This is a genomic window from Microbispora sp. CA-135349 (genome assembly GCF_050947365.1).
Classification (GTDB): domain Bacteria; phylum Actinomycetota; class Actinomycetes; order Streptosporangiales; family Streptosporangiaceae; genus Microbispora.
Genome location: NZ_CP192001.1, coordinates 5135307 through 5148707, shown reverse-complemented (window position 1 = coordinate 5148707; position 13401 = coordinate 5135307). Strand labels below are relative to the sequence as shown.

The window sequence follows — 13401 nt, the reverse complement described above, 5'->3', positions numbered from 1 at the left end:
GCCTCGCTCCTCCCGAGGTTGTAGATCGAAGGTCAGGAGAAGGCGCCGGGGACGATCAGACCGGTCTCGTACGCGAGCACGACCGCCTGGACCCGATCGCGCAGCCCCAGCTTGGTCAGCACGTTGCCCACGTGGGTCTTCACGGTCGTCTCGCTGACCACGAGCCGGGCGGCGATCTCGGCGTTCGACATGCCCTTCGCGATCAGGCCCAGCACCTCGAGCTCGCGCTCGGTGAGCCGGTCGAGCCGCGTGGGGGTGGCCTGCCGGTGCGCGGAGGGAAGCCGGGTGGCGAACTTGTCCAGCAGCCGACGGGTGACGCTCGGCGCCACGATGGCGTCGCCCGCCGCCACCACCCGGATCGCCTGGACCAGCTCGTCCGGCGGCACGTCCTTGAGGAGAAACCCGCTCGCGCCCGCGCGCAGCGCCTCCACGATGTACTCGTCCAGGTCGAAGGTCGTCAGCACGAGCACCTTCGGCACATGGGCGCTCGGTGCGGCCTCCCGCACGATGCGGCGGGTCGCCTCGATGCCGTCGGTGCCGGGCATGCGGACGTCCATGAGCACCACGTCGGGCATCAGGGCCCTGGACTGGTCCATGGCCATCGCGCCGTCGCCCGCCTCGCCCACGACGGTGACGTCCGGCTCCGCCTCCAGGATGAACCGGAACCCGGTGCGCAGCAGCGGCTGGTCGTCGACCAGCAACACCCGGATCGTCATCGCGTGTCCATGCTGGGATGGGCGGCGGGCCGCCGGGTGGAGGGAGACACCCTGATCGTCATGCTGTGTCCTCGGGGGAGCTGTGCTTGAGGGAGCTGTGCTTGAGCGGGCTGTGACTGAGCGGGCTGTGACTGAGGGGGCTGTGACTGAGGGGGAAACGAGCCCGGACCTCGAATCCGCCCCCGGTGCGGGGACCGATCCGCAGGACTCCACCATAGAGCGCCACGCGCTCGCGGATGCCCACGAGCCCGTGGCCCTTGCCCTCGACCCGCACCGACTCCTCCGCCGTGCCGCGCCCGTCGTCCTCGACGCGGATGCTGAGCTCGTTCGGCTCGTGCCGTACGGTGACCCAGGCGCGGGCGGTGGCCCCGGCGTGGCGCAGGCTGTTGGTCAGCGCCTCCTGCACGAGCCGATAGGCGGCCAGGTCCACCCCGGGCGGCAGCCCCCGCCGCTCGCCCTCGATCCACAGCTGGGTCCGCAGCCCCGCCTCGCGCATCTGCTCCACCAGCGCCGGCAGGTCGTGCATGCCCGGCTGCGGCCCGCGCTCGGCCGGGCCGTCGGTGCGCAGCACACCGACGATGCTGCGCATCTCCGCCATCGCCGTGCGGCCCATCTCCTCGATGGCGGTCAGGGCGTCCCGCGCGACGTCGGGCTTGGTGTCGAGCATCCTGCGGGCGGCGGCGGCCTGGACCGTCATCACGCTCACATGGTGGGCGACGACGTCGTGCAGCTCCCGGGCGATGCGGGAGCGCTCCTCTGCCCGGGCGGCCCTGGTGTCGGCCTCGCGCGCACGCTCCAGCCGGTCGGCCCGATGGACCAGCTCGGCGAGGTAGGCGCGGCGCAGCCGCACCGCCCGGCCGCACACCCAGCACAGCAGCATGACGGTGGCCACGACGACGTGGTTGGTCCAGGAGACCGGGAAGGGCGCGACGCCGGCCACGGCGGCGTAGGTGGCGAAGGAGACGACCAGTGCGGCCAGGCTCAACGCCAGCCCCCGGTGGGCGGCGACCGAGTAGAGGAGGACGAATGTGCCGATCCCGCTCAGGCCGGGGCTGTAGCCGAGCACGATCATCCCCACATCGGGGAGGGCGGTGGCCACCAGCAGCGCGAACGGCCGCTGCCGCCGCAGCGCCAGGGGCAGCGTGCAGGACGCCGCCAGCGCCAGGTTGAGCGCGTCCGGGGGGCGGGCCGGCGCGGGTGCGCCGACCCCATGCTGGGCGAAGGCGACGATCGTCCACAGGGACACGATCGTCAGCACCACCGCGAGGACGGAGTCGGAGAGCAGGGGACGAGCCCGAAGCCAGGACCGCGTACTGCCGGGGGTGGTGCGCACGTACCAAATCTAGGCGGTCGCCGCCCGCGTCCACCCTGCCCGGGAGGGATATCCCCCTCCTCCCCACGGAGGAGCCGCGCGGAGGAGTCCGAGCGATCCGGATGTGAGCGCCCCGACGGCGGACGCGGGGAACACGGTCACAGCTCGTCGCTGGCAGACCTTCTGCTGACGCGGGCGGACAGCCCGGGCTCACGGTCGGGCACGGGCGGCGGGGTGCCGCCGAACTCCGGGCACAGCGCCTGGTGGTCGCACCAGTCGCACAGCCGCGAGCGGCGGGCGCGCCACTCGCGGGTGCGCACGGCACGCTCGATGGCCGCCCAGAGCGCCTCCACCTTGCGCTCGGTCGCCCGCAGATCCGCCTCGTCGGGGACGTACCGGATGATCTCGCCGTTGCCCAGGTACATGAGCTGGAGCATGCGGGGGACCTGGCCGCTGCGCCGCCACAGCGCCAGCGCGTAGAACTTCATCTGGAACAGCGCCTTGGCCTCCCACTCGCGCCCCGGCGCCGTGCCCGTCTTGTAGTCCACGACCCGCATCTCGCCGGTCGGGGCCACGTCGAGCCTGTCGATGTAGCCGCGCAGCAGCAGCCCGCTGTCGAGCACGACCTCGACGTACATCTCGCGCTCGGCCGGCTCCAGCCGCTGCGGGTCCTCCAGCGTGAAGTATCGCTCGACCATGCCGCGGGCCTGCTTCAGCCAGGCGTCCCGCTCCGCGTCGTCCTCGAACAGACCCGCGTAGTCGGGCTCCTCGTCGAGCAGCCGCCGCCACTGGGGCTCCAGCAGGTCCTGCGCGGCGGCGACGGTCCGCGCCTCCGCGGGCAGGTCGTAGAGCCGTTCGAGGACGGCGTGAACGAGCGTGCCCCTGACCGCGGCGGCCGAGGGCCGCTCGGGGAGCTGGTCGATCACCCTGAACCGGTAGAGCAGGGGGCAGGTCATGAAGTCACCGGCCCGGGAGGGGGAAAGCGCCCCGATGACGGCGCGCTCTTCGGCGAGGGTCATGCCCCGAACTGTAGGACACCGGGCCGACAGAACGCTCCCGCCCCGCCTTCCCCGGAGCCTCGCGCGGTACGCAACGGGCGGGCGAGCTCTTAGGCTGATCTCACCTCGTGGCACGTAGCATCGAGGGGCGTGGAAGGGGAAGGCGGCCACATGAGCACACCTGTCAAGGAGTCCACCGGGCTGCGGATGGGACGGCCGTTCGGCATTCCCGTCTACGTCTCGCCCACCTGGCTCATCGTGGCGGCGTTCATCACGATCAGCTTCCAGCCCCTTTTCGCCGCCAGTCTCCCCGGATACGGGCTCATCGGCAGTTCCGTGGTGGCGTTGGTCTTCGCCGTCCTGCTCTACGCCTCGGTCCTGCTCCACGAGCTGGCACACTGCGTCGTCGCCAAGCATTACGGCCTTCCGGTGCGCAGGATCACCCTCTACATGCTCGGCGGCGTCTCGGAGATCGAACGCGAGCCCGAGACGGCGGGCCGGGAGTTCAATGTCGCGCTCGCCGGGCCCCTGCTCTCGCTGGGCCTTGCGACGGTCGGTTACCTGGTGTCCGCGATCGCGTTCGTGACCGGCCCCGTCGACCCGCTGTCCATGTTCACGCGCCCCCCCGACGGGCTGGTGCCGGTGCTGATCTGGCAGCTCTGGTCGTCCAATCTGATCGTCGGACTGTTCAACCTGCTGCCCGGCCTGCCGCTCGACGGCGGCCGGATGCTGCGGGCGGCCGTGTGGAAGGTCAAGCGGGACGCGGGCACGGGCACGATGGCCGCCGCGTGGGTCGGCCGCGGTGTCGCGGTCGCGGTGGTCGTGGTGCCGCTGCTGATGAATCTGATGGCGGGGCAGGAGCCCGGCATCGGGAGCATGCTCTGGACGGTGGTGCTGGCGTCCTTCATCTGGCTCGGGGCCTCCCAGTCGCTGCGGGTCGCCCGCGTACGGGCCCGGCTGCCGCAGTTGCGGGCCCGTACGCTGGCCCGCCGGGCGGTCGCGGTCACCGCCGAGGTGCCGCTGTCGGAGGGCCTGCGCCGGGCGCGGGAGGCGGGCGCGGGGGCCATGGTGGTGGTCGACCACGATGGGCGGCCGGTGGGCATCGTCAACGAGACGGCGATCAACGCCACTCCCGAGCAGCGCAGGCCGTGGGTGAACGTCGGTGTCCTGTCACGCGCCCTGGAGCCCTCGCTCGTGCTCGGCGCCGATCTCGAGGGGGAGTCCCTGCTCGACGCCATGCGGGACAGTCCCGCACCGGAATACCTGCTGGTCGAGCGGGGCGGGGACATCTACGGCGTGCTCGCCACCACCGACGTCAACCGCATGTTCACCGGTGTGTGAGCGCGGCGCGGCGACCGCGGCCCCCGGCGGTGTGCCCGCCGCGGCCCGGCGCTCCGCGCACTGTGGTGTGGTGCGTTCCGCGCACTCGTCCGACGGGTCACCGGGGACTAGGGTGCTGATCGGGAGCGGGGCCGGGTGCCGTTCGGCCGCCCGTCGCGCGCTCCCGCAGGCCGGTTCATCACTCTTTTTTGCTAATTTCTGGGGTGATCGATCCGGCACGTGGCGTGCCGGCGATGGTGCCGGTCATCCGGTGGCGTTTCCGGAGGGAGAACTTCTGTGACGGAACAGGGCGTGGGGGTGGTCCGCCCGCTGCCGGGGGAGGGCGTGGTCGCCCATCTGAACGGTTTGCTGCTCGTGTGCGCCACCGGTGGCGACCAGCCGGTCGAGGACCTGCTGGGCGCGCTGAGCGAGACCGCCACGACGGGTGGCGACGGCCGGGCGCTGGCCCGGCGGGTGGCCCAGGTCCTGGCGCGCGCCATGGAAAGGTCGATCGGCGTCGAGCCGGCGGCCTGCGCGGTGGCAGGACCGGCCGGGGGCGGCGTGGCCGTGCTGGTCAGCGGGGCCGCGTACGCGACCGTGTCGGGCGGCCCCGACGGCGAGGTCCGCCTCGCCGGGCACGACGCGCTGACCTGGACCGACCGTCTCGTCAGCGGCCCGGTGTCCCGGGTCGAGCTGCGCCTGCCCGGAGCGGGCCCGTCGAGCCCGTACGCCCGGCTGGACGGCGGCGTGGTCACCGGTGCCGGGCTGGAGTGCGACCTCACCCAGCACGGCGACCTCGCGTTCCCGCCGCTGCCCCCGCGCCCGCCGCAGCCGCAGCCGCAGCACCAAGGTCAGCAGAGCGTGCAGCCCCCGCAGATCGGGGCCCCGGAACCGATCGCCCCGCGCGGGCCCGTGGTGCCGTCGCCCGTGCCGCCGCCCGTGCCGCCGCCGCCCGCGTCGCCGTTCCCGGCCGGGTCGCCGCCCGGCCCCGAGCACGGGGCGCCGTCCCTGGGATCGTCCCAGCCGCTCCCGATGCCGCCCGGTCCGCCGCCGTCCCACGTCTCCCAGCCGCTGCCGCCGGTCGTCCCCGACCCGGGACCGTCGCACCACTCGGGACCGCAGCCGCTGCCTTCGCCGCCGGAGCCCGCCGAGGACCGGGACGCCCCGCAGCACGATTCGGGTCCCCACGACCTGGGCGGGCTGCTGCACGACCTCGGCGGGCCTGACGGCCCGCCGAGCGGGCCGTTCGAGCCGGTGCCGCACGTGCCCGCCGAGGAGGAGCCGGGCGAGGCGACCCAGATGGACGTGCCGCCCGAGCCCGGTCAGCGGCCGATGGTCTACGGCGTCGACTGCAAGAACGACCACTTCAACGACCCGCGCGCGCCCTACTGCGCGGTCTGCGGAATCCCCATCGACCAGCGGGCGGTGGTGCCGTACAAGGGCCCCAGGCCGCAGCTCGGGGTGCTGCTGCTCGATGACGGCGTGGCGCTGCCGCTGGAGGCCGACTACCTGCTGGGCCGCGACCCCGAGCGCGCGCCCGAGGTGCAGTCGGGCGAGGCCAGGCCGGCCAAGGTCACCAGCCCCGACGGCTCGGTGTCGCGCCGCCACCTGCGCGTCTTCCTGGACAACTGGGACGTCAACCTGCTCGACCTGGGCTCGGTGAACGGCACGCAGATCCAGCCGCCCGGCGACCCCAACTTCTACGACATCCCGCCGAACGAGCCGGTGCCGATCCTGCCCGGCACGACTGTGCGCGTCGGCGTCTCGCGCACGATGCGGTACGAGCCCCACCGCAACGCCTGACGATTCCCGCGGCCGCCGGGGCTACCGGCTCCCGGCGGCCGGATCAGGCGGATCAGGGGCGCAGCCGCTCGATCTCGCTCAGGATCAGCCGTTCCAGCCGCTCGCCGGTGACCTGCGACGGGTACAGCAGACGGTGCACGCTCAGCCCGTCCACGAGCGCCAGCAGCCGTTCCGCGACGTCCTCCAGGTCCTCGTCCGTACGGATCTCACCGGCCTCGGCGGCGGACCCGAGCAGGCTCGTCACCAGATAGCGGAGCTCGGCGGCCTCCCGCCGCTGGACCTCCAGCAGCGCGGGGCTGGTCAGGCTGCGTCCCCAGAAGCCCACCTCCAGCCCGGTCTCGCCGGCCCGCTCCTCGTCCAGCGGCACGTTGTCGAGCAGCAGTTCGCGCAGTGCCGCCAGGCCGGTGCGGCCGGACAGCTTGTCCCGCAGCCGGTCGGCGATCCGGCGATGGGACGCCTCCAGCGCCGACAGCAGGATCTCGTCCTTGTCGGCGAAGTAATGCGTGAGCACGCCGTTGGAGTATCCGGCCTCCTTGGCGATGGCCCGCGTGGTCGCGGCCTCGATGCCCTCGCGCAGGATGATCCGGCGGGCCGCCGCGACGACCTCGCCCCTGCGCTCCTCGTGATTGACGATCTTCGGCATGGTCCACCACCTCGGTTGACATTTTAGTCGGGCGCCCGTCTATTATCCGCTCATGACGGTAGTGACGGTCGGCGTACATATCGTCGACGTCCTGGCCCGCCCGGTCGAGTCCATCCCGGCCGGTCAGGACACCCACCTGCTTGAGCAGATCCGCATCACCGCGGCCGGCGCCGCCGCGGGCACGGCCGTGGCCCTGGCGAAGATCGGCGTGCCGGTCGCCTCGATGGGCGCCGTCGGCGACGACGAGCTGGGCGACTTCCTCCTGATGATCATGGCGCGGCACGGCGTCGACGTGAGCGGCGTGGTGCGCAGGGCGGGGGAGCAGACGGCGGCCTCGATCCTGCCCATCCGCCCCGACGGCGGACGGCCGTCGTTCCACGTGCCCGGGGCCAACCTGGGCCTGGCGACCGCCGACCTCGACGCCGCCCGCCTGACCGCCGCGAAGGTGGTGCACCTCGGCGGCATGGACGTCACCTGGGGCCTGCACGACCCGGCCTTCTTCGCGCTGCTCGGCAAGGCCCGCGAGGGCGGCACGACCGTCACGCTGGACCTGCTGTCGAACATGGCCGACCTCATGCCCGGCGTGCGCGCGTTCCTGCCCCACGTCGACTACCTCCTGCCCAACGAGGAGCAGGCGCTCATGCTGAGCGGGGCGCCGACGCCCGAGGAGGCCGCGGCCGCGCTGCTCGCCGAGGGCCCGAAGGGCGTGATCGTCACGTTGGGGGCCGCCGGCAGCCTCGTGGCCACCGCCGACGGAGTCACCCGGGTGCCCGCCCTGGACGTGCCGGTGGTCGACACCACGGGCTGCGGCGACGCGTACTGCGCCGGATTCGCCGCCGGACTGCTGCACGGCCGGGACGTCCTCGGCGCCGCACGCCTCGGCACGGCCGTCGCCGCGAGGGTCGCGGGCGGTCTCGGCTCCGACGCCGGGCTGGACGGCTTCGTCCCCGGCGACCCCGGCCCGGACGCCTGATCCCGGCTCACACCGCCCCCGATTCCCCCGATCTCAGGAGTGCCGCCCATGTCCCTCGACGCCTCCCTGCGGGCCCGTGCCGCCGCGGTCATCCCCGGCGGCATGTACGGCCACCTCAACGCGGCCCTGCACGGGGACCGCTACCCCCAGTTCTTCGTCCGGGCCGAGGGCGCGCGCCAGTGGGACGCCGACGGCCGCGAGTACGTCGACCTGATGTGCAGCTGGGGCCCGATGATCGTCGGCCACCGGAACCCGAAGGTGGAGGCCGCCGCGGCGGCCCAGCAGGCGGCGGGCGACTGCCTGAACGGTCCCGGCCCGGTCATGGTGGAGCTCGCCGAACTCCTGGTGGACCTCGTCCCCTCCGCCGACTGGGCCATGTTCTCCAAGAACGGCACCGACGCCACCACGCAGGCCCTCATGGTGGCCAGGGCCGCCACGGGCAGGACCAAGGCGCTGGTCGCCCACGGCGCCTACCACGGCGCCGACCCCTGGTGCACGCCCAGCCTGAACGGGGTCACCCCCAACCAGCGGGCGGACACGATCGAGTTCACCTACAACGACCTCGCGAGCGCGGAGGCCGCCGCGGCCCAGGCGGACGGCGACGTCGCCGCCATCCTGGTCACCCCGTTCAAGCACGACTCGTTCGAAGACCAGGAGGACGCCGACGCGGACTTCGCCCGGGGCGTGCGCGCGCTGGCCGACCGGCTCGGCGCGGCGCTGGTCATCGACGACGTACGCGCCGGATGGCGGCTGGACCTGCGCGGCTCGTGGGAGCCGCTCGGGGTGCGGCCCGACCTGACGGCCTGGAGCAAGGCGATGGCCAACGGGTTCCCCATCGCGGCGCTCACCGGGACCGACGCGCTGCGCGGGGCCGCCCAGACGCTGTACTCCACCGGCTCCTTCTGGTTCTCCGCCACCGCGATGGCCGCCGCCAAGGCGACGATCGAGATCCTGCGCGAGACCGACGGCCCCGCGCTCATGCACCGGGCCGGGACCCGGCTGCGCGAGGGGCTCGCCGCCCAGGCGACGGCGCACGGCTTCGTGGTACGCCAGACCGGCCCCGTGCAGGTGCCCTGGCTGTCCTTCGAGGGCGACGACACCCTGGAGAAGGGCATCGCCTGGGCCGGCGCCTGCCTGGAGGAGGGGGTCTACCTGCACGCCTGGCACAACTGGTTCCTGTCGGCCGCGCACACCGACGAGGAGATCGACCGGGCCCTCCAGGGGACCGACGCCGCCTTCGCCAAGCTGCGGGCCGCGTACGGATCCGACTGAGGGACCGGCGGACACCGGCGTGGCCGGGACGCCCGGGCGTCCCGCGCCGCGGACGCCCCGCGCTCGGGCACCGGGTTCCGGGCGGTGCCCGAGCGCGGCAGGTCCGTTCCCCTCAGGGGCGTGTCCTGGCCCACTGGATGTCGTCCAGGCGGGAGCCTCCCGGGCCGGGCAGCAGCCCCTCGACGAGGTGCTCCCGGACGAACCCCGCCCGTTCGAGCACCCGTTGCGAGGAGGTGTTGCCCGGCGTGGTCCCGGCGACGATCCGGCGCAGCGGGGTGTGCGTGAACGCCCACCCGGCCAGCAGGTTCACGGCCCGCGTCACCATGCCGCGTCCGCGGTGGGCGGGGTGCAGGCTGTAGCCGAGCATCGCCTGCCCGAGCGGCGGGACGACGCCGGTGAGCTGGATGTCCCCGGCGAACGCGCCGGTGCGGGCGTCCCTGATCGCGATGTCCGCCCGCTGACCGGTCAGCCACCGGTGCCCGGCGTACCTGCAGACGACCTCGATCTCGGCGTACGACGGCTCCGCCGGCGGCACGTGCGAGTCCATCACGTCGGGCACTGACGCCAGCGCGAAGTAGTCGGCGGCGTCGGCGGTGGTCAGCGGTGTGAGCCGGACGACGCCGTCGGTGAGCGAGCCGCCGGGGAACCCTCCGGGGAAGAACGGCAGGAAGGGCGTGATCGGGTCGCCGGGGTCGGTGCTCAGCCGCCCGAAGGCGGCGATGTCGGCGGGGGTGCCGCCCCGGGGGGTTCCGGCCCCGCGCAGCACGCCCTCGTGGGCGAAACCGCACCGGAGGGCGACGTGCTGGCTCGCGACGTTCTCCACGTCGGTGAGCAGCCCGATCCGGGGGACGCCCCGGGCGAAGGCCCGTTCGGCGAGCGTTCGCACGGCGGCCGTGACGACGCCGCGCCCCCGGGCCCACGGCGCGAGCCAGTAGCCCACCTCCGTCGCGCCGAACCGGTCCGGCGGCTTGAGCATCGCCGTCCCGAGAACCTCGTCCGTGACCGGGTCGGCCACGACGAAGCCGGCGCCGCCGTTCTCCCACACCCCGGGCATGGCCTTGGTGATCCACGCCAGCGCGTCGTCCCGTGAGTACGGCGAGGGAAGGAAGGGGATGAACCTCGCGATATCGGGGTCGGCACAGGCTCGGGCGATCTGGTCGGCGTCCCCCTGGACCGGCGGGCGCAGAACGGCCGGCCCGGCAGGGATCGCCTCTTGGGGCAACATGTCCCATTGTTACCAGCGGTGACACCGCACCGGCCAGGTGTTTTCCCGGCCGCCCCCCCGCCCCCGCCCCTCCGCTGTGGCCTCCTCCGCCTTGCGATGCACCACTCCGGACACCGCTCCGTCGGGCGAATCTCGTCGGTCGCGGCACTAGCCTTTTCCGCATGGGTTTTCGCAGGCACGGCCCATTCCAGGCCGGAGATCAGGTTCAGCTCACCGACCCCAAGAACAAGCGGCACACGGTGACGCTGAAAGAGGGCGGCGTCTTCCACACGCACAAGGGGTCGATCCCGCACGACGACCTGATCGGACAGCCCGAAGGGTCCGTGGTGCGGTCGTCCGGCGGCACGGCGTACCTGGCGTTCCGGCATCTGCTCGCCGACTACACGGTGTCGATGCCGCGCGGGGCCGCGGTGGTCTATCCGAAGGACGCGGCCCAGATCGTCGCCATGGCCGACGTCTTCCCCGGCGCCCGGGTGGTGGAGGCCGGTGTGGGATCCGGCGCGCTCACCTGCTTCCTGCTGCGCGCGGTCGGCCCGGAGGGGAGGGTCACCTCCTACGAGCGGCGCGCGGACTTCGCCGAGGTGGCCACCAAGAACGTGGAGAAGTTCTTCGGCGGTCCGATGGGGCAGTGGCGTCTGGCGGTGGGCGACTTCGTCGACGCGCTCGACGAGACGGACGTGGACCGCGTCATCCTCGACATGCTCGCCCCTTGGGAGTGCGTTGACGCGGCGGCGAAGTCCCTGACCCCAGGGGGAGTTATTTGCTGCTATGTTGCGACAACTACCCAGATGTCCCGAACCGTGGAAACACTGCGGGAGCACGGGAGTTTCACCGAGCCCCACGCGTGGGAGACCCTGGTTCGCGACTGGCATGTCGAGGGCCTCGCCGTACGGCCCGACCATCGCATGGTCGGCCACACGGGGTTTCTCGTCACGGCTCGTCGCATGGCGGACGGCGTCACGCCCCCGCCGCGGCGCAGGCGCCCCGCAAAGGGGGCGTACGGAGAGGGGATCGAACAAGGGTGACAATTCGGCCACAACCCGGCAAAGCCGCGTGACACGGGAACATTTGGGTGTGTTCCTAATGGTGACCCGAACAATCGGTCCATAAGGTATCAAACGCCGAACACCCAACGTAACTACACGAACACTGCCCGGCCAGGTTACGTACAGCGCCAAGATAGGTAGGGTCTTGAGTAGTCGTTCTCGACGGGGAAGGAGGTGACGGGGCGTGGCAGCTCGCGACGACGCTGAGGCTCGAGCCGCGCAGCGCGAACGGGAGGTCGCCGATCTCACAACACAGGTCTCCTTCCTGCAAGAGGAGATCACCGCGTTGCGCCGGAAGCTGGCCGAGTCTCCCCGGCAGGCCAGGGTCATCGAGGAGCGTCTCCACGAGGCGCAGGCCCAGGTGGCCGCCCTCACAAGCCAGAACGAGCGTTTGGTCTCCACCCTCAAGGAGGCCAGGGACCAGATCGTCGCCCTCAAGGAGGAGGTCGACCGGCTGGCACAGCCGCCGTCCGGATTCGGCGTGTTCCTCGAAGCCAGGGATGACGGCACGATCGAGGTGTTCACGGGCGGGCGCAAGCTCCGGGTGAACGTCAGTCCGGCGGTCGACGCCGACTCACTCAAGCGTGGCCAGGAGGTCATGCTGAACGAGGCGCTCAACGTCGTCGAGGCCCTCGGCTACGAGGACGTCGGCGAGATCGTGATGCTCAAGGAGTTGCTGGAGAGCGGCGACCGCGCGCTCGTCATCTCGCACGCCGACGAGGAGCGGGTCGTCAAACTCGCCCACTCGCTGCTGGACCAGCCGCTGCGGGCCGGTGACTCCCTCCTGCTCGAACCCCGTTCCAACTACGTCTACGAACGCATCCCCAAGTCCGAGGTGGAGGAGCTCGTCCTCGAGGAGGTCCCCGACATCTCCTACGAGGAGATCGGCGGCCTCGGCCGGCAGATCGAGCAGATCAGGGACGCCATCGAGCTGCCCTACCTGCATGCCGACCTGTTCCGCGAGCACAAGCTCCGGCCGCCGAAGGGCGTGCTGCTGTACGGCCCGCCCGGCTGCGGCAAGACGCTCATCGCCAAGGCGGTGGCCAACTCCCTGGCCAAGCAGGTCGCGGAGAAGACCGGCCAGTCCGGCAAGAGCTTCTTCCTGAACATCAAGGGCCCCGAGCTTCTCAACAAGTACGTCGGCGAGACCGAGCGGCACATCCGCCTGGTCTTCCAGCGAGCGCGCGAGAAGGCCTCCGAGGGCACCCCGGTGATCGTGTTCTTCGACGAGATGGACTCGATCTTCCGCACCCGCGGCTCCGGTGTGTCCTCCGACGTCGAGAACACCATCGTCCCCCAGCTCCTGTCGGAGATCGACGGTGTCGAGGGCCTGGAGAACGTCATCGTCATCGGCGCCTCCAATCGCGAGGACATGATCGACCCGGCGATCCTGCGTCCCGGCCGGCTGGACGTCAAGATCAAGATCGAGCGGCCCGACGCCGAGGCGGCCAAGGACATCTTCTCGAAGTACCTCGTCAGCGACCTGCCGCTGCACCCGGACGACCTGACCGAGCACGGCAGCAGCCGCGAGGGCACGATCGCCGCGATGATCCAGCGGGTGGTCGAGCGGATGTACGCCGAGAGCGAGGAGAACCGCTTCCTCGAGGTGACCTACGCCAACGGCGACAAGGAAGTCCTGTACTTCAAGGACTTCAACTCCGGCGCCATGATCCAGAACATCGTGGACCGGGGCAAGAAGATGGCCATCAAGGAGTTCCTCGACACGGGGCAGAAGGGCCTGCGGATCTCGCACCTGCTGGCCGCCTGCGTGGACGAGTTCTCCGAGAACGAGGACCTGCCCAACACCACCAACCCCGACGACTGGGCCCGCATCTCCGGCAAGAAGGGCGAGCGGATCGTCTACATCCGCACGCTCGTGCAGGGCAAGCAGGGCACCGAGGCCGGACGGTCGATCGACACGGTCGCCAACACCGGTCAGTACCTGTAGAACGCCCCGCACCGGCCGGACCGGTGCCATCGAGGAGCGGCGCGATCCCGGATCGCGCCGCTCCTCCGGCTTTCCGGGCCCTATCGAGGCCGACATGCGGACAGGATGGCAGCAAAAGGGCCAAAAGGGATCTTTTGCGACGATC

The 13401-nt window shown here is 71.9% G+C and carries 11 protein-coding genes; 6 read left to right on the top strand and 5 right to left on the bottom strand.

Features of this window, described 5'->3' with window-relative positions; genetic code table 11:
- Window positions 1–32 precede the first annotated feature (32 nt).
- The 3 genes from ACQPZZ_RS23780 to ACQPZZ_RS23770 form a co-directional block, all read right to left on the bottom strand.
- On the bottom strand, window positions 33–716 hold the full coding sequence (locus ACQPZZ_RS23780; protein WP_432922135.1) for a response regulator: 684 nt from the start codon (window positions 714–716) through the stop codon (window positions 33–35).
- A gap of 58 nt (window positions 717–774) precedes the next feature.
- A complete protein-coding gene (locus ACQPZZ_RS23775) occupies window positions 775–2049 on the bottom strand; it encodes a sensor histidine kinase (protein ID WP_432922132.1) in 1275 nt (424 codons plus the stop codon).
- 137 nt (window positions 2050–2186) lie between these two features.
- Entirely contained in the window at window positions 2187–3047 is an 861-nt protein-coding gene (locus ACQPZZ_RS23770) for a RecB family exonuclease (protein ID WP_363641323.1), read from the bottom strand.
- A gap of 150 nt (window positions 3048–3197) precedes the next feature.
- Here ACQPZZ_RS23770 and ACQPZZ_RS23765 point away from each other — a divergent pair, with 150 nt between their 5' ends.
- Together ACQPZZ_RS23765 and ACQPZZ_RS23760 are read left to right on the top strand one after the other, a co-directional pair.
- Window positions 3198–4367 (top strand): site-2 protease family protein, encoded by a 1170-nt coding sequence (locus ACQPZZ_RS23765; protein ID WP_432922128.1) that lies wholly within the window; start codon window positions 3198–3200, stop codon window positions 4365–4367.
- Between the two features lie 276 nt (window positions 4368–4643).
- Window positions 4644–6149, top strand: coding sequence for an FHA domain-containing protein (locus ACQPZZ_RS23760; RefSeq protein WP_432922125.1), 1506 nt, complete (start codon window positions 4644–4646; stop codon window positions 6147–6149).
- A gap of 52 nt (window positions 6150–6201) precedes the next feature.
- On the opposite strand, the gene ACQPZZ_RS23755 is transcribed toward ACQPZZ_RS23760, so the two are convergent.
- A complete protein-coding gene (locus tag ACQPZZ_RS23755; protein ID WP_363641329.1) occupies window positions 6202–6792 on the bottom strand; it encodes a TetR/AcrR family transcriptional regulator in 591 nt (196 codons plus the stop codon).
- Between the two features lie 52 nt (window positions 6793–6844).
- On the opposite strand from ACQPZZ_RS23755, the gene ACQPZZ_RS23750 reads away from it, so the two are divergent.
- Window positions 6845–7765: a carbohydrate kinase family protein gene (locus tag ACQPZZ_RS23750; RefSeq protein ID WP_363641331.1), complete on the top strand. Its 921-nt coding sequence runs from the start codon at window positions 6845–6847 to the stop codon at window positions 7763–7765.
- Window positions 7766–7813: 48 nt separating this feature from the next.
- Entirely contained in the window at window positions 7814–9037 is a 1224-nt protein-coding gene (locus tag ACQPZZ_RS23745) for an aminotransferase class III-fold pyridoxal phosphate-dependent enzyme (protein ID WP_432922121.1), read from the top strand.
- A gap of 112 nt (window positions 9038–9149) precedes the next feature.
- On the opposite strand, the gene ACQPZZ_RS23740 is transcribed toward ACQPZZ_RS23745, so the two are convergent.
- Complete coding sequence (locus ACQPZZ_RS23740) at window positions 9150–10262, bottom strand: GNAT family N-acetyltransferase (RefSeq protein ID WP_432922118.1); 1113 nt, start codon at window positions 10260–10262, stop codon at window positions 9150–9152.
- 161 nt (window positions 10263–10423) lie between these two features.
- On the opposite strand from ACQPZZ_RS23740, the gene ACQPZZ_RS23735 reads away from it, so the two are divergent.
- Window positions 10424–11287 (top strand): tRNA (adenine-N1)-methyltransferase, encoded by an 864-nt coding sequence (locus ACQPZZ_RS23735; RefSeq protein WP_363641337.1) that lies wholly within the window; start codon window positions 10424–10426, stop codon window positions 11285–11287.
- Between the two features lie 205 nt (window positions 11288–11492).
- A complete protein-coding gene (gene arc, locus ACQPZZ_RS23730; protein WP_432922114.1) occupies window positions 11493–13256 on the top strand; it encodes a proteasome ATPase in 1764 nt (587 codons plus the stop codon).
- The last annotated feature ends 145 nt before the right edge of the window (window positions 13257–13401 follow it).

Excerpts from the sequence above, each read along its gene's own strand:
- ACQPZZ_RS23780 (WP_432922135.1), bottom strand. The coding sequence starts at position 716 with ATGACGATCCGGGTGTTGCTGGTCGACGACCAGCCGCTGCTGCGCACC.
- ACQPZZ_RS23770 (WP_363641323.1), bottom strand. The coding sequence starts at position 3,047 with ATGACCCTCGCCGAAGAGCGCGCCGTCATCGGGGCGCTTTCCCCCTCC.
- ACQPZZ_RS23765 (WP_432922128.1), top strand. The coding sequence starts at position 3,198 with ATGAGCACACCTGTCAAGGAGTCCACCGGGCTGCGGATGGGACGGCCG.
- ACQPZZ_RS23755 (WP_363641329.1), bottom strand. The coding sequence starts at position 6,792 with ATGCCGAAGATCGTCAATCACGAGGAGCGCAGGGGCGAGGTCGTCGCG.
- ACQPZZ_RS23750 (WP_363641331.1), top strand. The coding sequence starts at position 6,845 with ATGACGGTAGTGACGGTCGGCGTACATATCGTCGACGTCCTGGCCCGC.
- ACQPZZ_RS23745 (WP_432922121.1), top strand. The coding sequence starts at position 7,814 with ATGTCCCTCGACGCCTCCCTGCGGGCCCGTGCCGCCGCGGTCATCCCC.
- ACQPZZ_RS23740 (WP_432922118.1), bottom strand. The coding sequence starts at position 10,262 with ATGTTGCCCCAAGAGGCGATCCCTGCCGGGCCGGCCGTTCTGCGCCCG.
- ACQPZZ_RS23735 (WP_363641337.1), top strand. The coding sequence starts at position 10,424 with ATGGGTTTTCGCAGGCACGGCCCATTCCAGGCCGGAGATCAGGTTCAG.